Origin of the sequence: Paracidovorax cattleyae, from assembly GCF_900104515.1 — a bacterium.
Taxonomy (GTDB): Bacteria; Pseudomonadota; Gammaproteobacteria; order Burkholderiales; family Burkholderiaceae_C; genus Paracidovorax; species Paracidovorax cattleyae.
Genome location: NZ_FNJL01000025.1, coordinates 25,469 through 48,579, shown reverse-complemented (window position 1 = coordinate 48,579; position 23,111 = coordinate 25,469). Strand labels below are relative to the sequence as shown.

The window sequence follows — 23,111 nt, the reverse complement described above, 5'->3', positions numbered from 1 at the left end:
TACACAGCGCTGCAATCGGCCGTGCCATACCGGATACAGTGCTGGCGGCGCGGGCCAGGCATGGCCCGCCCGCATCCAAAATCAATACATAACAGGAAAGAGCATGAGAAAGCAGTTGGCCGCGGCCATCGTGGGTATGGGGTTGTCCATCGGCGCATGGGCGCAAGGAGCGGAACCGGACCGGCAGGCGCAGATCGAGGCAAAAGTGAAAGCGCTCCACTGGATCGACCAGGGGCAGGGGGATATCGGCAGCCAGGCCACGATCCGGATTCCTGGCGGCTACCGGTTCCTGGGCGAGCAGGACACGGCCAAGCTGCTGGAACTCTATGGGAACCCGCCCTCGCCCGACCACTACCTGATCGCGCCCGGCACGCTGAAATGGTTCGCCGTGTTCTCCTTCGACGATACCGGCTACGTCAAGGACGACGAGAAGATCAATGCCGCGGAACTGCTGTCATCCATGAAGGCATCGGATGTGCAGAGCAACAAGCAGCGCAAGAAGCTGGGCATGGAGGCCCTCTACACGGAGGGCTGGCAGGTCGAGCCGCATTACGACACGCAGAGCAAGCGGCTGGAATGGGGCCTGCGCCTGCGCGACGAGAGCGGCCACAAAGCCATCAACTACACCTCGCGCATCCTCGGGCGCACGGGGGTGATGAGCGCCGTCCTCGTGTCCGATCCCGACGCCCTCGCCCAGGACACCGAGGAATTCAAGCAGGTGCTCACCGGCTTCAAGTACAACAGCGGCCAGTCCTATGCCGAATTCAGGAACGGCGACAAGATCGCCCAGATCGGGCTGGGCGCCCTGGTACTGGGAGGTGCCGCCGCGGTCGCCACGAAAAAGGGGCTGTGGGCCGTGATCGGCGGCTTCATCGCCGGGTTCTGGAAGCTGCTGCTGGCCGGGGCTGCCGGCCTGCTGGCGGGCATCGGCAAGCTCTTCGGCCGCAAGAAGGACGCCTGAGGGCGCAAGGGGCGGCCCCTGCGCCCCGTTGCCGCTTATTGCAGCCCCATCCGCAGCACCGATGCCCGAAAGTCTGCCGTGTTCCCGTTGATCAGCCCCGAGGCGCAGGTCATGCTGGCCATCTGCGCGTTCTATGCGTACGACGCCTGCGTGCCCCTGGCCGAGGGCGCCGGGCTGGTCCGCCGCCCAGGCCGCACGCGCTGGCACGCCATGCTGGCCACCCAGGGCTTCGAAGTCCGCTGGGCCTACCTGGCCTGGCCTGCGCTGCTGTCGCCGCACCAACCCGTGTACCTGCTGCGCTGGCAACCCGACCAGGTCCGGTTGCCGGGCGACGCCGCCGCGGTTCGGCGCCTCCAGGCCCATGCCGACAGCTTTCGCCATTTCGCGCTGCCGCTCTACGGGCTGGGCGCGTCGCTGTTCCTGCTGCTGCCGGCAGCGCTGTTCGTGTGGCCTGGCGAAGCCGTGCAACTGGCTGCCGCAGCGATGATCTATCTCTTCGCGGCATGGACCGCAGCGCAGGCTTGGCGCCATGGCGACAAGGGGCACTCGCCACGTTCAGCCGCACGCTCGGTGGCCGTCCAGGCCCTGGCGTGCCCCCCGTTTGCGCTGAACTCCGTACGCAAGCTGGCGGCCGCCTATGCTCCCGGCATCGATCTGCTGCAGGCTGCGCACCAGTTGCTGGATCCGCCCGCATGGCATGCGTTCGCGCAGCACGCGCAGGCCGCCATCGAGGCGGACATCGAGGCCGCACAGGCGGAGAGCCCGGCAGCCGCGGCACGGTCGCAGCGGCTCTCCAGCGCCCTGTGCGAGCTGCAGGCGCACATGCCGAAAGCACCCGGCACCGCGGCTCCTTGACGAGGCCGCCGACGGCGTTCCCCCGTGCCTTGCAGGTGGCGTCAATCCACCGAGGCGCCGGACTGCTTCACCGCCCTGCCCCACTCCACGATCTCGCTGGCGACGAACTGGTCCATCGCCTCGGGCGTCGTGGGTGCGGGCTCGGAGCCGCGGTCGCGGATGAATTTCTGCATGTCCGGGCTGTTCAGGATGTCCACCACCTCGCGGTTCAGACGGTCCACGACGGGCCGGGGCGTGCCCTTGGGAGCCATCAGCCCCAGCCAGCCCACGGCCTCGAAGCCCTTGAACTCCGGCAGGCCGCTCTCGGCGATCGCGGGCACCTGGGGCAACTGGCTGGAGCGCGTGGCGGAGGTCACGCCCAACGGCACGGCCTTGCCTGCCTGGATGTTCGCCAGGCCCGCCGTGACCGAATCCACCATCAGCGGCACCTGCCCGCCCAGGAAGTCGGCCTGCGCGGGACCGCTGCCCTTGTACGGGATGTGTTCGATCTCGATGCGGGCGCGCGCCTTCACCATCTCGGCGCTCAGGTGCTGCGTTCCGCCGATGCCGGCGCTCGCATAGCTCAGCTTGCCGGGCTCGGCCCGCGCGCGGGCCACCAGGTCCTGCATGCTGCGAATACCCGAAGCCGGGTTCGCCAGGAACACCAGCGGCACCTTGGCCACCAGGCTGATGCCCTGCAGATCCTTGCGCGGGTCGAAATTCACCTTGCGGTAGAGCGTCTGGTTCACCGCCATGGCACTGCCCGCCATGACCAGCGTGTAGCCATCCGGTTTGGAACGCACCACCTGCTCGGTGCCGATGTTGCTGCCGGCCCCCGCCTTGTTGTCCACCACCAGCGGCTGGCCCAGGCGGGCGCCGAGCTTCTCAGCCAGGGCCCGCGCGAAGATGTCCGTGGCCTGGCCGGGGGGAAAGGGAACGACCATGGTGATGGGCCGATCCGGCCAGGCGGCAAAGGCGGTGCCGGACAGGGCCAGCAGTGCAGCGGGAAAAGCGTATCGGATGCGCATGGGGGTTGTGTCTCCTTTTGGGTGCCGGCCCTCGCCGACCCTCTGTTGGCCGGCAGGCCGCGCTATCGGTGTCCTGGCGAGGCGGCTCTCGGGGATGATAGGCGCCGTCCAGGGCCACGCGGCCATTGCGGTGCGGACGTTCCGCAGTGGAGGACGCCGGCGCAGCTGCGCCCATCGCATTCCGATACCGCTGCCCGGTGGAAACAAAAAAGGCAGCCGAAGCTGCCTGTCTTGTGGCCGAAGGGCGGCCGCCGCACCAGCGGCGGAACAACTCACTTCTTCTGCGGCGGAACGTCCGTGCAGGAACCGTGCGCGATCTCCGCCGCCATGCCGATGCTCTCGCCCAGCGTCGGGTGCGGGTGGATGGTCTTGCCGATGTCCACGGCATCCGCGCCCATCTCGATCGCCAGGGCGATCTCGCCGATCATGTCGCCGGCATGGGTGCCCACGATGCCGCCGCCCAGGATCCTGCCGTGGCCATGGGCCTCGGGCGAGTCGTCGAACAGCAGCTTGGTGTAGCCCTCGTCGCGGCCGTTGGCGATGGCGCGGCCGGAGGCCGTCCAGGGGAACAGGCCCTTCTTCACCTTGATGCCCTGGGCCTTGGCCTGGTCCTCGGTCAGGCCCACCCAGGCCACTTCGGGGTCGGTGTAGGCCACGCTCGGAATCACGCGGGCGTTGAACGCGGCCGAGGCCAGCGCCTTGTCGCCCGTGAGTTCGCCCGCGATCACTTCGGCCGCCACGTGCGCCTCGTGCACCGCCTTGTGCGCCAGCATGGGCTGGCCCACGATGTCGCCGATGGCGAAGATGTGCGGCACGTTGGTGCGCATCTGCACGTCCACGTCGATGAAGCCGCGGTCGGTCACGGCCACGCCGGCCTTGTCCGCGCCGATCTTCTTGCCGTTGGGCGTGCGGCCCACGGCCTGCAGCACCAGGTCATAGACCTGCGGCTCGGGTGCCTTGCCGCCCTCTTCCGCGGCGGCGAACGTGACCTTGATGCCTTCGGGCGTGGCTTCGGCCCCCACCGTCTTGGTCTTGAGCATGATGTTGTCGAAACGGTGGGCATTCATCTTCTGCCACACCTTGACCAGGTCGCGATCCGCGCCCTGCATCAGGCCGTCCATCATCTCGACCACGTCCAGGCGGGCACCCAGGGTGGAATAGACGGTGCCCATTTCCAGGCCGATGATGCCGCCGCCGAGGATCAGCATGCGCTTCGGCACTTCCTTCAGCTCCAGCGCGCCGGTCGAATCGACCACGCGCGGGTCCTGGGGCATGAACGGCAGGTGCACAGCCTGCGAGCCGGCGGCGATGATCGCGCGCTTGAAGGCCACGACCTTCTTGCTGCCCGTCTTCTCCTGGCCCTTGACGCCGGTGGTCTCTTCCACCTCGAGGTGGTTGGCGCCCACGAACCGGCCCACGCCACGCACAGTGGTCACCTTGCGCATCTTGGCCATGGCGGCCAGGCCGCCGGTCAGCTTGCCGATGACCTTTTCCTTGTGGCCGCGCAGCATGTCCACATTGACCTGGGGCGTGCCGAAGTCGATGCCGGCCGCCTTCAGGTGGCTGGCTTCGTCGATGACGGCCGCCACGTGCAGCAGCGCCTTGGACGGGATGCAGCCCACGTTCAGGCACACGCCGCCGAGGGTGGCGTAGCGCTCGACGATGACGACCTTCAGGCCCAGGTCGGCCGCGCGGAAGGCCGCGCTGTAGCCGCCAGGACCACCGCCCAGCACGAGCACGTCGCACTCGAGGTCGGCATTGCCGCCGAAGCTCGCCGCGGCCGGAGCCGGTGCAGTTGCGGCCTTGGGGGCCGGCGCGGGAGCCTGCGCAGGCGCCGCAGGTGCGGATGCGGGTGCCGGAGCTGCCGCCGCATCGGCGGCTTCCAGCGTCAGCACCACCGAGCCTTCGGCCACCTTGTCGCCGACCTTCACCTTCAATTCCTTGACGACGCCGGCATGGCTCGACGGGATTTCCATCGATGCCTTGTCGGATTCGACGGTGATGAGGCTCTGTTCCACCTTGATGGTGTCGCCCGCTTTCACCAGCACTTCGATCACGCCCACTTCGGAAAAATCACCGATGTCGGGCACCTTGATGTCGATCACTGCCATGTCGGGTTTCCTTTCACAGCAGGATGCGGCGGTAGTCCGCCAGCACGTGGCCCAGGTAGGCGTTGAAGCGCGCGGCGCTGGCACCGTCGATCACGCGGTGGTCGTACGACAGCGACAGCGGCAGCACCAGGCGCGGCACGAACTGCTTGCCGTCCCACACCGGCTTCATCTGGCCCTTCGAGAGGCCCAAGATGGCCACTTCGGGGGCGTTGATGATGGGCGTGAAGTGCGTGCCGCCGATGCCGCCGAGCGACGAGATCGAGAAGCAGCCGCCTTGCATGTCGGCCGCGCCGAGCTTGCCGTCGCGGGCCTTCTTGGCGAGTTCGCCCATTTCCTGGCTGATCTGCAGGATGCCCTTCTTGTCGGCATCCTTCAGCACCGGCACCACGAGGCCGTTGGGCGTGTCCGCCGCGAAGCCGATGTGGAAGTACTGCTTGTAGACGAGCGTGTCGCCGTCCAGGCTGGTGTTGAACTCGGGGAACTTCCTGAGCGCGGCCACCACGGCCTTGATCACGAAGGCGAGCATCGTCACCTTCACGCCGGACTTCTCGTTCTCCTTGTTGGTGGAAACGCGGAAGGCTTCCAGCTCGGTGATGTCGGCCTCGTCGTTGTTGGTGACGTGGGGGATCATCACCCAGTTGCGGTGCAGATTCGCACCGCTGATCTTCTTGATGCGCGAGAGGTCCTTGCGCTCCACGCCGCCGAACTTGGCGAAGTCCACCTTCGGCCACGGCAGCAGGTCCATGCCCGCGCCGGAGCCGCTGCCGGCAGGTGCCTTGGCCGCCTGGGCCCTGGTCTGCACGCCGCCCGCCATCACCTGCTTCGTGAAGGCCTGCACGTCTTCCTGCGTGATGCGGCCCTTGGGGCCGGAGCCCTTGACCTCTTCCAGCGGCACGCCCAGTTCGCGGGCGAACTTGCGCACCGAGGGCGATGCATGCGGCAGGCCGACGGGCGCGGCGCCCGGGGCATGCGGCTCGGGTGCCGGAGCAGACGCAGTGGCGACCCCCGCCTGCGGTGCGGCTTCCTCGGCCGGCAGTTGTCGGGGAGTGCGCGTGTCGGGTTCGGACTGGGGAGCCGGGCGATCCACAGGTGCTGCGGCGGGTGCAGCCGACGGGGCACCGACCGCGCCTTCCAGCACGGCCACGAGGTCGCCCACGTTCACCTTGTCGCCGATCTTGATCTTCAGTTCCTTCACCACGCCGGCGGCTGGCGACGGAATCTCCATGGAGGCCTTGTCGGATTCGACGGTGAAAAGCGACTGCTCTTCCTTGACCGTATCGCCGGGCTTCACGAGCAGCTCGATCACCGCCACGTCCTTGAAGTCGCCGATGTCCGGCACCTTCACGTCGATCGGGCCCGACGCGGCCGGTGCGGGAGCGGCGGCCGCAGGTGCCGGCGCCGGAGTGGATGCCGCAGCCGGCGCGGGGGCTTCCGCCTTCGCTGCGGGTGCCGCGGCGGGCTGAGCGCCCTCCCCTTCGGCCTCGACCACGACGATCACGGAGCCTTCGCTCACCTGGTCGCCGATCTTGACCTTGACCTCCTTCACCACGCCGGCGTGGCTGGAAGGGATCTCCATGGAAGCCTTGTCGGACTCCACGGTGATGAGCGACTGCTCGGCCTTCACCGTGTCGCCGGGCTTCACCAGCAGTTCGATCACGCCGACGGCGTCGAAATCCCCGATGTCCGGGACCTTGATGTCAATCAGTGCCATTTATGTCTCCTGCCGAGCCGCCTCAAAGGAGGCATGCGCCCCCTCGGGGGGCAGCGAATGAATGTGAGCGTGGGGGTTCAAAGTACGTCTCCGGCGGGGTCAGGCGTGCAGCGGGTTGACCTTGTCGGCCTGGATGCCGTACTTCTGGATGGCCTCGGCCACCCTGGCGGCGGGCAGCTTGCCGTCCTCGGCCAGGGCCTTGAGCGCGGCCACGACGATGTAGTGGCGGTCCACCTCGAAGTGCTCGCGCAGCTTGCGCCGGAAGTCGCTGCGGCCGAAGCCGTCGGTGCCCAGCACCTTGTACGTCCGGCCCTTGGGCACGAACGGACGGATCTGCTCGGCGTACGCCTTCATGTAGTCGGTGGACGCGATCACCGGTCCCTCGGTCTTGCCGAGCTGTTCCTCCACGAACGAGGTGCGCGGCGTTTCCGTGGGGTGCAGCAGGTTCCAGCGCTCCGCCTCCTGGCCGTCGCGCGTCAGCTCGTTGAAGCTCGGGCAGCTCCACACGGATGCGGCCACGCCCCAGTCCTTCTCCAGCAGTTCCTGGGCGACGAACGACTCGCGCAGGATCGTGCCGCTGCCCAGCAGCTGCACCGCGGGCGCGCCCTTCTTGAGGGCCGGCGCCTGCCGGCTGAGGTACATGCCCTTGATGATCTGCTCCTCCGTGCCGGGCTGCAGGCCGGGCATGGCGTAGTTCTCGTTGAGCAGCGTCAGGTAATAGAAGACGTTCTCCTGGCGCTCGACCATGCGCTTCAGGCCGTCGTGCATGATGACGGCGACCTCGTGCGCGAAGGTCGGGTCGTAGCTGATGCAGTTGGGAATGGTGTTGGCCAGGATGTGGCTGTGGCCGTCCTCGTGCTGCAGGCCTTCGCCGTTCAGCGTGGTGCGGCCCGACGTGCCGCCCAGCAGGAAGCCCCGCGCCTGCATGTCGCCGGCCGCCCAGGCCAGGTCGCCGATGCGCTGGAAGCCGAACATCGAGTAGTACACGTAGAACGGGATCATGATCCGGTTGTTCGTGCTGTACGACGTGGCGGCCGCGATCCAGCTGCTCATGCCGCCGGCCTCGTTGATGCCTTCCTGCAGGATCTGGCCGGCCTTGTCCTCGCGGTAGTACATCACCTGGTCCTTGTCCACCGGGGTGTACTGCTGTCCATGCGGGTTGTAGATGCCGATCTGGCGGAACAGGCCTTCCATGCCGAAGGTGCGCGCCTCATCCACCAGGATGGGCACCACGCGCGGGCCGATGGCCTGGTCGCGCAGCAGCTGCGTGAGGAAGCGCACGTACGCCTGCGTGGTCGAGATCTCGCGGCCTTCGGGCGTGGCATCGAGCACGGCCTTGAAGGTCTCCAGCGACGGCACGGTGAAGCTCTCGTCGGCCTTCGTGCGGCGGTGCGGCAGGTAGCCGCCGAGGGCCTTGCGGCGCTCGTGCAGGTACTTCATTTCCGGGGTGTCGTCAGCCGGCTTGTAGAACGGCAGGTCGGCGATCTGGCTGTCGGGAATCGGGATGTTGAAGCGGTCGCGGAAGGCCTTGATGTCCTCGTCACCGAGCTTTTTGGTCTGGTGGACCGTGTTCTTGCCCTCGCCGATCTTGCCCATGCCGAAGCCCTTGACGGTCTTCACCAGCAGCACGGTGGGCTGGCCCTGGTGCTCGTTGGCCGCCTTGAACGCCGCATAGACCTTCTGCGCGTCGTGGCCGCCGCGGCGCAGGTTCCAGATCTCGTCGTCGCTCATGTGCTCGACCATCTTCAGCGTGCGCGGATCGCGGCCGAAGAAGTTCTTGCGCACGTAGGCGCCGTCATTGGCCTTGAACGACTGGTAGTCCCCGTCGTTGCACTCCATCATGATCTTGCGCAGCGCGCCGTCCTTGTCGCGGGCCAGCAGGTCGTCCCAGCCCTTGCCCCACAGCAGCTTGACCACGTTCCAGCCGGAGCCGCGGAATTCGCCTTCCAGCTCCTGGATGATCTTGCCGTTGCCGCGCACCGGGCCGTCCAGGCGCTGCAGGTTGCAGTTGATGACGAAGATCAGGTTGTCGAGGTTCTCGCGCGCGGCCAGGCCGATGGCGCCCAGCGACTCCACTTCGTCCATCTCGCCGTCGCCGCAGAACACCCAGACCTTGCGGTTCTCGGTGTTGGCGATGCCGCGGGCCTGCAGGTACTTCAGGAAGCGGGCCTGGTAGATGGCCATCAGCGGGCCCAGGCCCATCGAGACCGTGGGGAACTGCCAGAACTCCGGCATCAGCTTGGGGTGCGGATAGCTGGACAGGCCCCTGCCGTCCACTTCCTGGCGGAAGTTCAGCAGTTGCTCCTCGGTCAGGCGGCCTTCCAGGTAGGCGCGTGCGTAGATGCCGGGCGAGACGTGGCCCTGGATGTACAGCAGGTCGCCGCCGTGGTTCTCGCTCTCTGCATGCCAGAAATGGTTGAAGCCCGCGCCGAACATGTTGGCCAGCGAGGCGAAGGAGCCGATGTGGCCGCCCAGGTCGCCGCCTTCGGGCGGGTGGTGGCGGTTGGCCTTGACCACCATCGCCATGGCGTTCCAGCGCATGTAGGCGCGCAGGCGGGCTTCAATCTCGAGGTTGCCGGGGCAGTGTGCCTCCTGGCTGGGCTCGATCGTGTTCACGTAGCCGGTGTTGGCGGAGAACGGCATGTCGATGCTGCTCTGGCGCGCGTGTTCGAGCAATTGCTCGAGCAGGAAGTGGGCCCGCTCAGCGCCTTCGCGGTCGATCACGGCAGACAGTGCGTCCATCCACTCGCGGGTTTCCTGTTGGTCGGTGTCGGGGGTGGACGTCGCGGTTTTTCCGGCCTGAGGGTCGGTCTGAGCAGTCATGCCTGTCTCCTTTATGAGTCGCTGGCGTTGGGGGTAAATCCTTGGAAGTTTCGCATACTTTTCCTGAATTTCGAATGGCGCCGCATCGAACCATAATATGAAAAATTGCTGCAACCGCACATTCGCACGGACGGGTGGGCCGGGCTACTCCCCTACACTCGCGGGCATGGACCGCACCTCCCCCGCGCCCCCTGCCCCGGCAGAGCCTTTCGTGGTCACCGCGCCGGCCCGCTGGTGGCGCACCTGGTGGCGCAGCCTCTCTCCCACCCGCCAGGACCGCCTGGCGGCCCTGGCGCCGCTGGCCGCCGTGCTCATGTTCCTTGCCGCGATCGTGGCGGCCTTTTGGTACCTTCGCGCGGAGGAAGGCGAACGCGAACAGGAAGCGCTGCGCCGCGACGTCGAATACGCGCAGCAGCGCGTGCGCCTGCGCCTGCTGGAGCGCCAGGAACAGATCATGCGCATCGCGCGCGACCTCTCCAATCAGGACCTCGAGCGCACCGATTTCGTATCGCGCGCGGAAGGCCTGATCAGCCAGTACCCCGAGCTGCAGGCCATCACCTGGATAGACGACCGCCGCCGCATCCGCGCCAGCCATGCGGCGCCCACGCTGCCCAGCAGCCAGTTGCGCGTGGCAGGCGAAGTGCTGCGCAATGGCGACACGGCCGACACCTTCGGCATCGCACGCGATCTGCAGCAACCCGTGTATGCACAGCCCATGGCCGACCCGGGCCGCGGCGAGGCGGCGCCCCTGCTGCAACTGCAGGTGCCTCTGGTGGCGCAAGGCAAGTTCACGGGCGTGGTGCTGGCCGAATACTCCGTGGACAGCCTGCTGCGCTACGGCACGCCCACCGAAGTGCTCGCGCGCTACGCGGTCACGATGCTCGACGGCCGCGACCAGTTGCTGGCAGGCACGCCCCTGCCGCCGCGCGGACGCGCTTCGCCCTGGCAGCCCTGGGCCACCCGCGCCAACCAATATGAAGTGTTCGTCTCTCCCGTGGGCAACGGCCTCGTGCTGCGCGCCCAGGCCTACCGCACTTCCCTGGGGGTGGTGGGCAGCGGTCTCTTCTGGCTCGTCGGCACGCTGAGCGCCATGACGGCCTGGATGCTGATCGCCAACTGGCGCCATACGCGCCGGCGACTGCGCACGCAGGAAGCACTCGTGGCCGAGACCAACTTCCGCCGCGCCATGGAAAACTCCATGGTCACCGGCATGCGCGCGCTCGACATGAACGGCCGCATGACCTACGTGAACGCCGCTTTCTGCCAGATGACCGGCTGGAACGCGGAGGACCTGATCGGCCAGTCCCCGCCCTACACCTACTGGCCGGAGGCCGACCACGAGGTACTGCACTCGAAACTGCGCGACGAACTCAGCGGCAAGCAGACGGTCGGGGGCTTCCAGGTGCGGGTGAAGCGCAAGAACGGCACCCTGTTCGACGCGCGCCTGTACGTGTCGCCGCTCATCGACGCGCACGGCCAGCAGACGGGCTGGATGACCTCGATGACCGACATCACCGAGCCCAACCGCGTGCGGGAACAGCTTACGGCGTCCCATGAACGCTTCACCATCGTGCTGGAATCGCTGGACGCCTCCGTCTCCGTCGCCCCCCTGGGCAGCGAGGAACTGCTCTTCGCGAACAAGCTGTACCGCCAGTGGTTCGGCTCGCAGACCGGCGGGCACCTGCAGCTTGTCGCCCAAGCGGGCGTCCTGCCGGCCGGCAGTTCCAGCGCAGGCAGCATGGACGACGAGGATGCCCTCATGGGCTTGCCCACCGACACGCTCACCGACGCGCGCTCGGAAAACGCCGAGATCTACCTGCCCGACCTCGGCAAATGGCTGGAAGTGCGCTCCCGTTACCTGAACTGGGTGGACGGCCGCCTGGCGCAGATGGTGATCGCCACCGACATCACCCCGCGCCGCCAGGCCGAGGAACAGGCCGCGCGCCAGGCCGAGCGCGCGCAGTCCGTGAGCCGCCTGATCACCATGGGCGAGATGGCCTCCAGCGTGGCGCACGAACTGAACCAGCCGCTCACCGCCATCAGCAATTACTGCAGCGGCATGGTCTCGCGCATCAAGAGCCAGCAGATCACGGAGGACGCCCTGCTCTCCGCACTGGAGAAGACCGCGCACCAGGCACAGCGCGCGGGCCAGATCATCCAGCGCATCCGGGCGTTCGTGAAGAAAAGCGAGCCCAACCGCACCCTCGCCGACGTGCAGCACATGGTCAGCGAGGCGGTGGAGCTCGCGGACATGGAACTGCGCCGGCACAACGTGCGGCTGACCCACTACGTCGCCGCGCGCCTGCCGCCCGTAATGGCCGACACCATCCTGATCGAGCAGGTGCTCATCAACCTCATGAAGAACGGCGCGGAATCCATCCAGCAGGCCGGGCGCCCGCCGGCCCGCCGCAGCGTGGAACTGCGCGTGGTGCCGCGCCCGCTGGAAAGCCAGGACGGCATCGAATTCGCGGTGCAGGACACGGGCAAGGGCCTGGCCCCGGAGGTGCTCGAACACCTGTTCGAGGCCTTCTTCTCCACCAAGCAGGAAGGCATGGGCATCGGTCTGAACCTGTGCCGCAGCATCGTCGAATCGCACCAGGGCCGGATGCAGGCAGAGAACATCTACAATGGACCGGAGGTCACCGGCTGCCGCTTCTCCTTCTGGCTTCCGCTGGCCCAGCCTGCGGATGACACTACGAATTCTGTAGCAAAAGCATCTACCCCAAGGACTCCCGCATGAGTTTGACTCCCAAAAAAGGCACTGTCTACGTCGTGGATGACGACGAGGCCGTGCGCGACTCGCTGCAATGGCTGCTGGAGGGCAAGGACTACCGCGTCCGCTGCTTCGACTCCGCCGAATCCTTCCTGTCGCGCTACGACCCGCGCGAAGTGGCCTGCCTGATCGTCGACATCCGCATGGGCGGCATGACCGGGCTCGAACTGCAGGACCGCCTGCTCGAACGCAAGTCCCCCCTGCCCATCGTCTTCATCACCGGCCATGGCGACGTGCCCATGGCCGTCAACACCATGAAGAAGGGTGCGCTCGACTTCATCCAGAAGCCCTTCAACGAGGACGAACTCGTCAGCCTCGTGGACCGCATGCTCGACCGGGCCCGCGAGTCCTTCGCCGGCCACCAGCAGGCCGCCAGCCGCGACGCCCTGCTCTCCAAGCTCACCGGGCGCGAAGCGCAGGTGCTCGAGCGCATCGTCGCCGGCCGCCTCAACAAGCAGATCGCCGACGACCTGGGCATCAGCATCAAGACCGTGGAAGCGCACCGCGCCAACATCATGGAAAAGCTGAACGCCAATACCGTGGCCGACCTGCTCAAGATCGCCCTGGGCCAGAACGCTCCCAAGGCCTGACCGCCTCCGCACCGGCCGCCCCGCAACCGGCAGACCGCCGGGGCCGGCGGCCTTTTTCGCACCGAACGCACCGAAGCTCCCTTCCCGCCATGACCGCCCAACTGATCGACGGCAACGCCCTTTCCCGACAACTCCGCGCCGACGTGGCCCGCCGCGCCGCGCTGCTCAAGGAACGCGGCACCACACCGGGCCTGGCCGTCGTGCTGGTGGGCGACAACCCCGCCAGCCAGGTGTATGTGCGCAACAAGGTCAGGGCCTGCGAGGAAAGCGGCCTGCACTCGGTACTCGAGAAGTACGACGCCGCGATGACCGAGGCCGAACTGCTGGCCCGCGTGGACGCGCTGAACAACGACCCGGCCATCCACGGCATCCTGGTGCAGCTGCCCCTGCCTGCCCACATCGACGCGCAGAAGGTCATCGAGGCCATCTCGCCCGCCAAGGACGTGGACGGCTTCCACATCGCCAGCGCCGGCGCCCTGATGACCGGCATGCCCGGCTTCTGGCCCTGCACGCCCTATGGCTGCATGAAGATGCTGGAACACATCGGCTACGACCTGCGCGGCAAGCACGCCGTGGTGATCGGCCGCAGCAACATCGTGGGCAAGCCCATGGCGCTGATGCTGCTGGCCCGGGACGCCACCGTCACCATGTGCCACTCCCGCACCACCGACCTCAAGGCCCAGACGCTGCAGGCCGACGTGATCGTCGCCGCCGTGGGCCGGCGCAACGTGCTGACGGCCGACATGGTCAAGCCTGGCGCCGTCGTCATCGATGTGGGCATGAACCGCAACGACGAAGGCAAGCTCTGCGGCGACGTGGACTTCGAGGGCGTGCGCGAGGTCGCGGGCCACATCACCCCCGTTCCCGGCGGGGTCGGTCCCATGACCATTACGATGCTGCTCATGAATACCCTCGAGGCGGCAGAACGCGCAGCCGGCTGACCGGCACCATCGAGCCAGGCTATCGAAGAGATTGCGCACGCCGCTTGAACCCATCGTCACCGCCGCCATCTGAACGCGCATGAGCAATCCACTCCTCGACTTCCAAGACCTCCCGCTGTTCGATCGCATCGCGCCCGCCGACGTGGCTCCCGCGATGGACGCCCTGCTCTCGCGCGCGAACACTTCCCTGGACACCGTCACGGCCCCGGACTTCCCCGCCACCTGGGACGCCATCTCGCGCGTGCTGGACGTCGCGATCGAGGAACTGGGCCGCGCATGGGGTGATGTCAGCCACCTGAACAGCGTCGCCGACACGCCCGAGTTGCGCGCGGCCTACAACGAGGTCCTGCCGCGGGTGACCGAGTTCTGGACGCGCCTGGGGGCCGACGAGCGCCTCTACGCGAAGTACAAGGCCATCGACCCGGCCACGCTCAATCCGGAACAGCGCCAGGCCTGGAAGAACGCGGTGCGCAATTTCGTGCTCTCCGGCGCCGAGCTGCAGGGCGAAGCCAAGGGGCGCTTCGCGCAGATCCAGGAGCGGCAGGCGGAGCTGTCGCAGAAGTTCAGCGAGAACGCCCTGGATGCCACCGATGCCTTCGCCTACTACGCCCGCGAGGACGAACTCGCCGGACTGCCGGAGGATGTGCGCCAGGCCGCGCTCGCGGCCGCCCAGGCGGACGGCAGGGAAGGCTGCAAGCTCACCCTCAAGATGCCCTGCTACCTGCCCGTGATGCAGTTCGCCGAAAGCAGCGCATTGCGCGAAACGCTGTACCGCGCCTACGTCACCCGCGCGTCCGACCAGGCCGAGGGCGATGCCAGCCGTTTCGACAACTCCGCGCTGATCCGCGAGATCCTCGCCCTGCGCCAGGAAGAGGCACGGCTGCTGGGCTACGCGAATTTCGGCGAGGTGTCCGTGGTCGCCAAGATGGCGGACTCGCCCCGGGAAGTCATCGATTTCCTGCGCGACCTCGCCCGGCGCGCGCGGCCCTACGCGGAAAGGGACGTCGCCGACCTGCGCGATTTCGCCGCGAAGCACCTGGGCATCGCCGATCCGCAGTCCTGGGACTGGCCCTACATTTCCGAGAAACTCAAGGAAGCGCGCTACGCCTTCAGCGAGCAGGAGGTAAAGCAGTACTTCACAGCGCCGAAGGTGCTGGCCGGCCTTTTCAAGATCGTCGAGACGCTCTTCGACGTGGCCATCCGGCGCGACACCGCGCCCGTCTGGAATCGCGCCGTGGAGTTCTACCGCATCGAGCGCGGGACCGAACTCGTCGGCCAGTTCTACCTGGACCAGCCGGCCCGCACCGGCAAGCGCGGCGGCGCCTGGATGGACGGCGTGCGCACGCGCTGGCTGCGCCCGGACACCGGCCGGCTGCAGACGCCCGTCGCCCACCTGGTGTGCAACTTCGCCGCGGGCGTGGAAGGCAAGCCGCCGCTGCTCACGCACGACGACGTGATCACTCTCTTCCACGAATTCGGCCACGGACTCCACCACATGCTCACGCAGGTGAACGAGCGCGACGTCTCCGGCATCAGCGGCGTCGAGTGGGACGCGGTGGAGCTGCCCAGCCAGTTCATGGAGAACTTCTGCTGGGAGTGGGATGTGCTGCGGCACATGACCGCCCACGTGGATACCGGCGCCCCGCTGCCCCGCGAACTCTTCGACAAGATGCTGGCCGCCAAGAACTTCCAGAGCGGCATGGCCACGCTGCGGCAGATCGAGTTCGCTCTATTCGACATGCTGCTGCACACCGAGCACGATCCCTCGCAGGATTTCATGCCCCTGCTCGACCGGGTGCGCAAGGAAGTCGCCGTGCTGCAGCCGCCGACCTTCAGCCGCAGTGCGCACACCTTCAGCCACATCTTCGCGGGCGGCTACGCGGCCGGCTACTACAGCTACAAGTGGGCGGAAGTGCTCAGCGCGGACGCCTATGCCGCCTTCGAGGAAACCGCCGGCGCCGACGGCCTGCCGAGCACGGAAACCGGTGCCCGCTACCGCCAGGCCATCCTGGAAGTCGGCGGAAGCCGCCCGGCCATGGAGTCCTTCAAGGCCTTCCGGGGACGGGCTCCTTCCCTGGATGCCCTGCTGCGCCACCAGGGCATGGCCCAGCCCGCCTGACGCCCCCCACAACGTCTGCGCCCCAAGGAGACACGTTCCCATGCCATCCCTGCCCCCCGCAGCCCGCCTGGCTGCGCTGTGCCTGGCCAGCGCGGCTGCCGCCCTGCCCGCGTCTGCCCAGAACGTCTACCGCATCGTCGGCCCGGACGGCAAGGTGACGTTCTCCGACCGGGCGCCGGATGCGCAGACGGGGCCGGCGACAGTGAATGGCAGGCCTGCCGGAAACCCCTCCGGCGGCCTGCCCTATGAATTGCAGCAGGTCGCTTCCCGCTTTCCCGTCACGCTCTACACCGGCAATGACTGCGCGCCCTGCACCAGTGCACGCAACCTGCTGGCGGGCCGCGGCGTGCCCTTCACCGAGCGCACCGTGAATACCAATGAGGACGCCGAGGCCCTGCAGCGCCTGAGCGGCGCCACCAGCCTGCCCTCCGCCACGATCGGGTCGCAGCAGCTGAGCGGCTTCTCGGACACGGAATGGACTCAGTACCTCGATGCCGCGGGGTACCCCAGGCAATCGCAGCTGCCACCGAACTACCGGCGTCCGCCTGCAGCGCCCCTGGTCACCGCCAAACCCGCCACGCCAGCCCCCGCAGCACCGCCTGCGGCGGCGCCCGCTCCGGTGCAGCGGCCAGCTGCGCCGCCCACGCCTTCTCCCGCGAACCCGGCCGGCATCCAGTTCTAGTTCTGGCGCGCATCGCTGGCGGCACGCAACCGCCGTAGGCCGAGCGTGCCGGCTGCCTCCTCAGTAAGTGAGGGTCCGGACGCCCTCAGGCGCTCCGATCAGCGCCACGTCGGCCTTCTGGTGGGCGAAGACGCCCACGGTCACCACTCCGGGCCACTGGCTGACTTCCGACTCGAAGGCCAGCGGATCCTGGATCGACAGCCCCGTCACGTCGAGGATGTGCTGCTGGTTGTCGGTGACCAGCGGCTGGCCGTTCGCCACACGGCGCAGTAAAGCCTGTCCCCCCCGCCCGGCGAACCGACGCGCGATCTGCTGCGCCGCCATGGGAATCACTTCCACCGGAAGCGGAAACCGGCCCAGGGTCTCCACCAGCTTGGACGCATCGGCGATGCACACGAACTGCCGCGCCAGGGCCGCGACGATCTTTTCGCGGGTCAGCGCGGCGCCGCCGCCCTTGACCATGTGGCCGCGCGGATCGATCTCGTCCGCGCCATCGATATAGACCGACAGGGATTCGACCTCGTTGGCGTCGAAGACCTGAATGCCCAGCGCACGCAGCCGTTGCGTGCTGGCCTCGGAGCTCGACACCGCGCCCCGGATGGCGTCCTTCATCGAACCCAGCGCCTGGATGAACTGGTTCACCGTCGAGCCGGTACCGACGCCGACGATGTCGCCGGGTACCACGTACTTCAGCGCGGCCTGGCCCACCAGGGCTTTGAGTTCATCTTGGGAAAGGGATGCAGGAGTGGTCATGGGGGAGAATGGGAGTGAAGCCCGAATTATCCCCATGTCCCTGATCCCCTACGCCCTCACCCGCCCCTTCCTCTTCGGCATGGATGCCGAAGCCGCCCACGAGCTCACCATGGACATGCTGGCGCGCGGCCAGCGTACGCCGCTGCAGTGGGCATGGAGCGGCGAGCAGGTCTCCGATCCAGTCCAGCTCGCGGGCCTCACCTTCCCCAACCGCGTGGGCCTGGCCGCGGGCCTGGACAAGAACGCGCGCTGCATCGACGCACTCGGCGCCATGGGATTCGGATTCGTCGAAGTGGGCACCGTCACCCCGCGCGCACAGCCCGGCAACCCCAAGCCGCGCATGTTCCGGCTGCCCGAAGCCAACGCCCTCATCAACCGCCTCGGCTTCAACAACGAAGGCCTGGACGCCTTCCTGCACAACGTGCGGCAGTCGAACCACCACACCCGTCCAGGCACGCGCCCGATGCTCCTGGGTCTCAACATCGGCAAGAACGCCACCACGCCGATCGAGCAGGCCACAAGCGACTATCTGCTCTGCCTGGAAGGCGTGTATCCGCATGCCGACTATGTCACGGTCAACATCAGCTCCCCCAATACACAGAACCTGCGCGCCCTGCAAAGCGACGAAGCACTCGACGGACTGCTGGGGGCCATCGCCGAGCGGCGGGAATCCCTGGCCCGGCAGCATGAACAGGCCACGGGGAAGCCGCGCCGTGTGCCCATCTTCGTGAAGATCGCGCCCGACCTGGCGGAGGAGCAGGTCACCGTCATCGCATCCACCCTGCGGCGCCACGGCATGGACGGCGTCATCGCCACCAACACCACCATCTCGCGCGATGCGGTGCAAGGCCTGCGCCACGCGGAGGAAACCGGGGGCCTCAGCGGCGCGCCCGTCCGGGAAGCCAGCAACCGCGTTGTCCGGCAGTTGCGGCATGCCCTGGGCAAGGACTTTCCCATCATCGGGGTCGGCGGCATCCTCAGCGCAGAGGACGCGGTCGAGAAGATTCGCGCAGGTGCCGACGTGGTGCAGATCTATACCGGATTGATCTACCGAGGCCCGGCCTTGGTAACCCAGGTCGCCAAGGCGCTGCGCGCCCTGCCCCGGGCGGCCTGAGCGCATCGGAGAGCCATCCGAAGGGTTCTGCGGGCAACTCCCGCCCCTCTGGCAAACCGCCCGCGCGGATGCCTGGCAAGGCCGTTCAGCGCTTCATTTTCATGATGATCGGCATCACCACGCCAGCCCAGCGGATGATCCGCGATGGGCCAACGGCAGCCGCAGCTCCGGCAGCAGCCACCACCACGATAGGGTGATGCCGTGCAAACCACACCACCCGCTCGAGCAGGGGGGCATCCGGATCCAGCGGGCGCGGGGCGCCTTCCGCACCCTGCTGGGCACGCAGGTCGGCAGCCTGCCGCTGCGCGATGCGGCGACTGTGCAGGCGCTCGCGCTGCAGCGCGATGCGCTCGAGGATCTTGCGTTGTTCGGGGGTGGCGTGCAGGTCGCCGAGCGCGGGCCGGAAGTCGGTCTCGGCGGCCGTGGAAGCTTGCGGTGCGGACATCGGATTACAGCCTTTCCTTGATCTGCCGCCAGTCTTCGCGCAGCTCGCGGCGCGTGAGCGCGAAAGCGTTGCCGGCCTGCCTGGCGGTGGCCACGAGGCTGACCAGCGTGACCGCCCACAGCGCCAGCCAGGTGCCGGCCACGATCCAGGCGACCATGGCGCGATCGGGCGAATCCCAGAAATGCACCATGATGGCCAGGGACAGCAGGATGAGAGCGATCACGGTGAGGCCGGCAGCGGCCACAACAAGCACCACGATCCATGCCAGCCGGCGCTTTTCCTCGGCCCATTCCAGGCGGGCCAGATCCCAACGATCCTCGGCGGCGATGGCACCTTCAATGGTGGCTGCGCGTATGCGCGCAACCCACCCTTCCAATCCCAGCAGCGCCAACCAATTCATGAGGACCTTTCAATGGAGTGAACAGGCCAGGCACTGCATGCGCCCAGCCGGGGGAGACGGCAACGCCCGGCGTGGCGGGCGCCGGCTCTGCTCAACGCCGGGCGAGCAGGAAGCCGACCAGGGCACCTGCAGCCAGCGCGGCGGTGGCAACGCGCCACGGCTCGTCGTGCGCGTAGCGGTCTGCCACGCGGGCTGCTTCCTTCGCCTGGCTGGCGGCCTCCTGCGCCGCACGGACCGCAGAATCACGCACCGTGTTCACGCCATCGTCCAGCCGGCGGCGCAACTGGCGGATTTCCGGAACGCTGTCCAGGTCCTTGTTGGACAGCAGGCCGCGCAGATCGGTGACGAGCTTTTCCAGTTCTTGTTGTGCATTGGAGAAGGTTTCGGATGCAGAGGTCATAAACAAGCCTTTCATAGCAGAACCCAAAGGTAATCCGCCCCTCCCAGGTCGGCTGTAGGCGGATGTCCCATATTACCGGCCCCCATGAAGCACGAAGCCGCCGCCCGCGGCAGAGCGATCAGCCACGCGCAGCGGCCGTGACGTATTCCGCTATCGCAAGGCAGCTGGTGAGCCCGGGCGATTCGATTCCGAACAGGTGCACCAGCCCGGGCACGCCATGCACCGCGGGTCCCTGGATGAGGAAGTCCGCCGCCGGCTCATGCGGCCCGTGGACTTTGGGACGCATGCCCGCGTAGGCGGGCTGGAGCGCCCCATCCCGCAGGCCAGGCCAGTATTTCCGCACCTCCGCATAGAACGCTTCACCCCGGGCAGGATCCACCGCCAGATCGTCGCTGTCCGAGACCCATTCCACGTCCGGACCGAACCTCGCCTGCCCTCCCAGGTCGAGGGTCAGGTGCACTCCGAGGCCCGCAGGTTCCGGCACGGGATAGACCAGCCGAGAAAACGGTGCCCGGCCGGAGAGCGAGAAATAGCTTCCCTTGGCGTAATGGGCCAGGGGCACCATTGCATGCGGCATGCCCGCGAAACGGCGTGCGACCTCCGGAGCATGCAGTCCGGCCGCATTCACGACGCAGCGGGCCTGCAGTTGCGTGCCGTCTGCAGCCTCCAGCAGGATGCCGTCCGGCCCGCATTGCGCCGCGGCGAATGCGGCATTGAGCGCGACGATGCCTCCGGCGTGCTCCAGGTCGCCCTGGAGCGCCAGCATGAGCGCATGGCTGTCCACGATGCCCGTGCTCGGCGACAGCAACGCTCCGGCGCATTCGAGGGCCGGCTCGAGCGCCACGGCCTCATCGCGGCCGAGGCGCTGCAGATCGGACACACCGTTGGCCCCAGCGCGCGCCGCGATTCCGTCCAGCGACGGGAGTTGCGAGGGCGACGTGGCGACGATGAGCTTGCCGCTCCGGCGATGGGGCACTCCGCGCTGCGCGCAGTATGTATACATAAGCTCCCTGCCCCGCACGCACAGCCGTGCCTTGAGCGAGCCCTGCGGATAGTAGATGCCCGCATGGATGACCTCGCTGTTGCGGGAGCTCGTGCCGGTGCCGATGGCCGACGCGGCCTCCAGCACGAGCACTTCCCGCCCTTCCATCGCCAGCGCCCGGGCCACCGCGAGACCCACCACGCCCGCCCCGATCACGACGCATTCGATCGTGTCGCTCATGGCCGCACTCCCTGGGCGCCGTCCGCCACGCGCTCGAAGCCCTGGAGCACGTTGACCGCGTTCACGCCCAGTTCCGCGGCCGCATACCCGCCTTCGAGCACGAAGACCGTCGGCAATCCCAGGCCTGCCAGCCTGGCGCCCACCTCGATGAAATCCGGCGACGACAGCGTAAAGCGCGAGATCGGATCGCCCTCGAACGTGTCGAGGCCCAGTGGCACAACCAGCGCCTGCGCACCGCATTCAGCGACGCGCGCACAGGCCCGGTCGAGTGCGCCGAGCCAGTCGGGAAAGGCGGTTCCGGCCGGCAGTGGAAGGTTGAAGTTGAAGCCTGCGCCAGGCCCGGAGCCGGTTTCGTCGGCATGCCCCAGGTAGAACGGATATTCGGTGCGCGGATCCCCGTGGATGCTGATGCACATCACGTCGGAGCGCTCGTAGAAGATGCTTTGGGTCCCGTTGCCATGGTGGTAGTCCACATCCAGCACGGCCACGCGGTGGGCGGTGCCGGCATCGAGCAGCCACTGGGCCGCCACGGCTGCGTTGTTGAGGAAGCAGTATCCCCCCATGAAGTCGGGCCCGGCATGGTGGCCGGGCGGACGGGTGCAGCAGAATGCGGCGCGCGCCCCCGCCGCCACCGCGGCCGCTGCGCTCGCGGCCGCATCCGCGCCTGCCTTGGCGGCAGCCCAGGTGCCTTCGGACAGGGGCGAGCCGTTGTCCATGGAATACAGGCCCAGCCGCGCGACGAAATTCTCGGGCTCGACATCGTCGCGCAGCGTGCGCACCGGCCAGACGGACGGGAACGGTTGCACGCCGGCATTGCGCGCATCCAGCGACAGCCACTGCGGCCACGCGTCCTGCAGGAAGCGCAGGTACCGCGGCGCATGCACACGCGCCAGGACGGCCTGGCTGTCGGTGTCCGGAGCACGCAGCGCATAACCCTGCTGGCGCAGCCGGGCTTCCACGTAATCGGCGCGGTCGGGCTTTTCGAAGCAGGCAACACGCTCGCCCCGGAAGAACTCATGGACCGGGGCGTGGAGACGGTGCGAGGGGTTGTGGTAGACGATCACGGCAGGCTTGCTCGTAGCAGGAAGAAAGCCGGATTGTGGCCGAGGAGCCCGCGAGCACCACTGCTCCAGGGACCGCGCCTGTCGGCGAGGCGCGCACCATGAACAAAACCCCCTGGAGGCAAGGCCTGCAGGGGGTCTGGAATGGTGGGTGATACATGGATCGAACATGTGACCCCTGCCGTGTGAAGGCAGTGCTCTACCGCTGAGCTAATCACCCGTTCCGGAAGAACCGCCAGCGAGGCAGTCCATCCGGATGGAAACTGGTGGGTGATACATGGATCGAACATGTGACCCCTGCCGTGTGAAGGCAGTGCTCTACCGCTGAGCTAATCACCCCAATTGCCGTTGTTGCGGCAGCCCATGATTATGGCATAGCTTTTTGGCTGTCCGAGGAAATTTTCCAAATAGTTTTGCCGCCGCTGGCCTTGTCGATCTGGGCCAGCACTTCGTCATGCGCCGCCAGTTCCTGCGCGCTGGCAAGGAGCAGCGGCAGCGTGAAGGCCGAAAGATCCACGGGCGCGAGGCGCATGGCAGTCTCGTCGCCCTCCTGCGCGTCGTCGGCGATGAGCAGCGCATCCTGGCCGCGCGTCAGGTTGATATAGACATCGGCCAGCAGTTCCGCATCCAGCAGCGCCCCGTGCAGCGTGCGGCCGGAGTTGTCCACGCCGAGCCGGTCGCACAGCGCGTCCAGCGAGTTGCGCTTGCCCGGGTACATCTCCTTGGCCATCACCAGCGTGTCCGTCACGCTCTCGACGTAGCTGGTGAACGCCGGACGACCCGTCAGTTCCAGTTCCTTGTTCAGGAAGCCCACGTCGAAGGCCGCGTTGTGGATGATGATTTCCGCGCCCTGGAGGTACTCCAGGATCTCGTCCACCACTTCCGCGAACTTGGGCTTGTCCTTGAGGAATTCGTTGCTGATGCCGTGCACCTTCAGCGCGTCCTCGTGGCTGTCGCGCTCCGGGTTGAAGTACAGGTGCAGGTTGTTGCCCGTGAGCTTGCGGTTCAGCAATTCCACGCAGCCCAGTTCGATGATGCGATCGCCCCCCTCGGCCGACAGGCCGGTGGTTTCGGTATCGAGAACGATCTGCCGCGTCATGCCGGGGCTCCAGCGGTTACCGCGGCGCCGACGGTGCGGGATTC

At 67.5% G+C, this 23,111-nt stretch carries 19 protein-coding genes and 2 tRNA genes; 8 read left to right on the top strand and 13 right to left on the bottom strand.

The window, feature by feature from the left end:
• Window positions 1-103: 103 nt before the first annotated feature.
• Together BLR05_RS18625 and BLR05_RS18620 are read left to right on the top strand one after the other, a co-directional pair.
• On the top strand, window positions 104-961 hold the full coding sequence (locus BLR05_RS18625; RefSeq protein WP_092837182.1) for a DUF2167 domain-containing protein: 858 nt from the start codon (window positions 104-106) through the stop codon (window positions 959-961).
• Between the two features lie 78 nt (window positions 962-1,039).
• A complete protein-coding gene (locus BLR05_RS18620; protein WP_092837179.1) occupies window positions 1,040-1,816 on the top strand; it encodes a hypothetical protein in 777 nt (258 codons plus the stop codon).
• A gap of 41 nt (window positions 1,817-1,857) precedes the next feature.
• Here the strand turns inward: BLR05_RS18620 and BLR05_RS18615 are convergent, their stop codons facing one another.
• The 4 genes from BLR05_RS18615 to aceE form a co-directional block, all read right to left on the bottom strand.
• Entirely contained in the window at window positions 1,858-2,823 is a 966-nt protein-coding gene (locus BLR05_RS18615; RefSeq protein WP_092837176.1) for a tripartite tricarboxylate transporter substrate binding protein, read from the bottom strand.
• Between the two features lie 272 nt (window positions 2,824-3,095).
• Complete coding sequence (lpdA, locus tag BLR05_RS18610) at window positions 3,096-4,934, bottom strand: dihydrolipoyl dehydrogenase (protein WP_092837173.1); 1,839 nt, start codon at window positions 4,932-4,934, stop codon at window positions 3,096-3,098.
• Window positions 4,935-4,947: 13 nt separating this feature from the next.
• Entirely contained in the window at window positions 4,948-6,645 is a 1,698-nt protein-coding gene (gene aceF / locus BLR05_RS18605; protein ID WP_092837170.1) for a dihydrolipoyllysine-residue acetyltransferase, read from the bottom strand.
• Between the two features lie 99 nt (window positions 6,646-6,744).
• Window positions 6,745-9,468 carry a pyruvate dehydrogenase (acetyl-transferring), homodimeric type gene (gene aceE / locus BLR05_RS18600; RefSeq protein ID WP_092837166.1) on the bottom strand — a complete coding sequence of 908 codons (2,724 nt, stop codon included), beginning with the start codon at window positions 9,466-9,468 and terminating at the stop codon, window positions 6,745-6,747.
• Between the two features lie 166 nt (window positions 9,469-9,634).
• Between aceE and BLR05_RS18595 the strand changes: the two genes are divergently transcribed.
• The 5 genes from BLR05_RS18595 (at window position 9,635) to BLR05_RS18575 (ending at window position 16,573) form a co-directional block, all read left to right on the top strand.
• Window positions 9,635-12,208: a PAS domain S-box protein gene (locus BLR05_RS18595; protein WP_092837163.1), complete on the top strand. Its 2,574-nt coding sequence runs from the start codon at window positions 9,635-9,637 to the stop codon at window positions 12,206-12,208.
• Complete coding sequence (locus tag BLR05_RS18590; protein WP_092837160.1) at window positions 12,205-12,831, top strand: response regulator transcription factor; 627 nt, start codon at window positions 12,205-12,207, stop codon at window positions 12,829-12,831. The genes BLR05_RS18595 and BLR05_RS18590 overlap by 4 nt, the downstream gene beginning before the upstream one ends.
• Before the next feature lie 89 nt (window positions 12,832-12,920).
• Complete coding sequence (gene folD, locus BLR05_RS18585) at window positions 12,921-13,772, top strand: bifunctional methylenetetrahydrofolate dehydrogenase/methenyltetrahydrofolate cyclohydrolase FolD (protein WP_092837157.1); 852 nt, start codon at window positions 12,921-12,923, stop codon at window positions 13,770-13,772.
• A gap of 79 nt (window positions 13,773-13,851) precedes the next feature.
• Complete coding sequence (locus BLR05_RS18580) at window positions 13,852-15,891, top strand: M3 family metallopeptidase (protein ID WP_092837154.1); 2,040 nt, start codon at window positions 13,852-13,854, stop codon at window positions 15,889-15,891.
• Between the two features lie 40 nt (window positions 15,892-15,931).
• On the top strand, window positions 15,932-16,573 hold the full coding sequence (locus BLR05_RS18575; protein ID WP_092837151.1) for a glutaredoxin family protein: 642 nt from the start codon (window positions 15,932-15,934) through the stop codon (window positions 16,571-16,573).
• Window positions 16,574-16,633: 60 nt separating this feature from the next.
• On the opposite strand, the gene rpiA is transcribed toward BLR05_RS18575, so the two are convergent.
• The gene (rpiA, locus tag BLR05_RS18570; RefSeq protein WP_092837148.1) at window positions 16,634-17,326 is read right to left on the bottom strand and encodes a ribose-5-phosphate isomerase RpiA; all 693 of its coding nucleotides are present in this window, start codon (window positions 17,324-17,326) and stop codon (window positions 16,634-16,636) included.
• A 34-nt stretch (window positions 17,327-17,360) separates the two neighbouring features.
• Here rpiA and BLR05_RS18565 point away from each other — a divergent pair, with 34 nt between their 5' ends.
• Window positions 17,361-18,440: a quinone-dependent dihydroorotate dehydrogenase gene (locus BLR05_RS18565; RefSeq protein WP_092837145.1), complete on the top strand. Its 1,080-nt coding sequence runs from the start codon at window positions 17,361-17,363 to the stop codon at window positions 18,438-18,440.
• 85 nt (window positions 18,441-18,525) lie between these two features.
• Here the strand turns inward: BLR05_RS18565 and BLR05_RS18560 are convergent, their stop codons facing one another.
• The 8 genes from BLR05_RS18560 to dnaQ form a co-directional block, all read right to left on the bottom strand.
• The gene (locus BLR05_RS18560; protein ID WP_092837142.1) at window positions 18,526-18,885 is read right to left on the bottom strand and encodes a hypothetical protein; all 360 of its coding nucleotides are present in this window, start codon (window positions 18,883-18,885) and stop codon (window positions 18,526-18,528) included.
• Between the two features lie 4 nt (window positions 18,886-18,889).
• Entirely contained in the window at window positions 18,890-19,285 is a 396-nt protein-coding gene (locus BLR05_RS18555) for a phage holin family protein (RefSeq protein ID WP_092837139.1), read from the bottom strand.
• Between the two features lie 91 nt (window positions 19,286-19,376).
• Window positions 19,377-19,685: an ElaB/YgaM/YqjD family protein gene (locus BLR05_RS18550; RefSeq protein ID WP_013595169.1), complete on the bottom strand. Its 309-nt coding sequence runs from the start codon at window positions 19,683-19,685 to the stop codon at window positions 19,377-19,379.
• A 118-nt stretch (window positions 19,686-19,803) separates the two neighbouring features.
• The gene (locus BLR05_RS18545; RefSeq protein WP_092837136.1) at window positions 19,804-20,907 is read right to left on the bottom strand and encodes an NAD(P)/FAD-dependent oxidoreductase; all 1,104 of its coding nucleotides are present in this window, start codon (window positions 20,905-20,907) and stop codon (window positions 19,804-19,806) included.
• Window positions 20,904-21,971: a histone deacetylase family protein gene (locus BLR05_RS18540; protein WP_092837132.1), complete on the bottom strand. Its 1,068-nt coding sequence runs from the start codon at window positions 21,969-21,971 to the stop codon at window positions 20,904-20,906. The genes BLR05_RS18545 and BLR05_RS18540 overlap by 4 nt, the downstream gene beginning before the upstream one ends.
• 142 nt (window positions 21,972-22,113) lie before the next feature.
• A tRNA-Val gene (locus tag BLR05_RS18535) sits at window positions 22,114-22,188 on the bottom strand.
• A gap of 44 nt (window positions 22,189-22,232) precedes the next feature.
• A tRNA-Val gene (locus BLR05_RS18530) sits at window positions 22,233-22,307 on the bottom strand.
• A 28-nt stretch (window positions 22,308-22,335) separates the two neighbouring features.
• Window positions 22,336-23,067, bottom strand: a complete 732-nt coding sequence (gene dnaQ / locus BLR05_RS18525) for a DNA polymerase III subunit epsilon (RefSeq protein ID WP_092837129.1) — start codon at window positions 23,065-23,067, stop codon at window positions 22,336-22,338.
• Between the last annotated feature and the right edge of the window lie 44 nt (window positions 23,068-23,111).

Excerpts from the sequence above, each read along its gene's own strand:
- BLR05_RS18560 (WP_092837142.1), bottom strand. The coding sequence starts at position 18,885 with ATGTCCGCACCGCAAGCTTCCACGGCCGCCGAGACCGACTTCCGGCCC.
- BLR05_RS18580 (WP_092837154.1), top strand. The coding sequence starts at position 13,852 with ATGAGCAATCCACTCCTCGACTTCCAAGACCTCCCGCTGTTCGATCGC.
- BLR05_RS18545 (WP_092837136.1), bottom strand. The coding sequence starts at position 20,907 with ATGAGCGACACGATCGAATGCGTCGTGATCGGGGCGGGCGTGGTGGGT.
- BLR05_RS18575 (WP_092837151.1), top strand. The coding sequence starts at position 15,932 with ATGCCATCCCTGCCCCCCGCAGCCCGCCTGGCTGCGCTGTGCCTGGCC.
- BLR05_RS18590 (WP_092837160.1), top strand. The coding sequence starts at position 12,205 with ATGAGTTTGACTCCCAAAAAAGGCACTGTCTACGTCGTGGATGACGAC.
- dnaQ (WP_092837129.1), bottom strand. The coding sequence starts at position 23,067 with ATGACGCGGCAGATCGTTCTCGATACCGAAACCACCGGCCTGTCGGCC.
- rpiA (WP_092837148.1), bottom strand. The coding sequence starts at position 17,326 with ATGACCACTCCTGCATCCCTTTCCCAAGATGAACTCAAAGCCCTGGTG.
- folD (WP_092837157.1), top strand. The coding sequence starts at position 12,921 with ATGACCGCCCAACTGATCGACGGCAACGCCCTTTCCCGACAACTCCGC.
- BLR05_RS18555 (WP_092837139.1), bottom strand. The coding sequence starts at position 19,285 with ATGAATTGGTTGGCGCTGCTGGGATTGGAAGGGTGGGTTGCGCGCATA.
- BLR05_RS18595 (WP_092837163.1), top strand. The coding sequence starts at position 9,635 with ATGGACCGCACCTCCCCCGCGCCCCCTGCCCCGGCAGAGCCTTTCGTG.
- BLR05_RS18565 (WP_092837145.1), top strand. The coding sequence starts at position 17,361 with ATGTCCCTGATCCCCTACGCCCTCACCCGCCCCTTCCTCTTCGGCATG.
- BLR05_RS18615 (WP_092837176.1), bottom strand. The coding sequence starts at position 2,823 with ATGCGCATCCGATACGCTTTTCCCGCTGCACTGCTGGCCCTGTCCGGC.
- BLR05_RS18625 (WP_092837182.1), top strand. The coding sequence starts at position 104 with ATGAGAAAGCAGTTGGCCGCGGCCATCGTGGGTATGGGGTTGTCCATC.
- aceE (WP_092837166.1), bottom strand. The coding sequence starts at position 9,468 with ATGACTGCTCAGACCGACCCTCAGGCCGGAAAAACCGCGACGTCCACC.
- BLR05_RS18550 (WP_013595169.1), bottom strand. The coding sequence starts at position 19,685 with ATGACCTCTGCATCCGAAACCTTCTCCAATGCACAACAAGAACTGGAA.
- aceF (WP_092837170.1), bottom strand. The coding sequence starts at position 6,645 with ATGGCACTGATTGACATCAAGGTCCCGGACATCGGGGATTTCGACGCC.
- lpdA (WP_092837173.1), bottom strand. The coding sequence starts at position 4,934 with ATGGCAGTGATCGACATCAAGGTGCCCGACATCGGTGATTTTTCCGAA.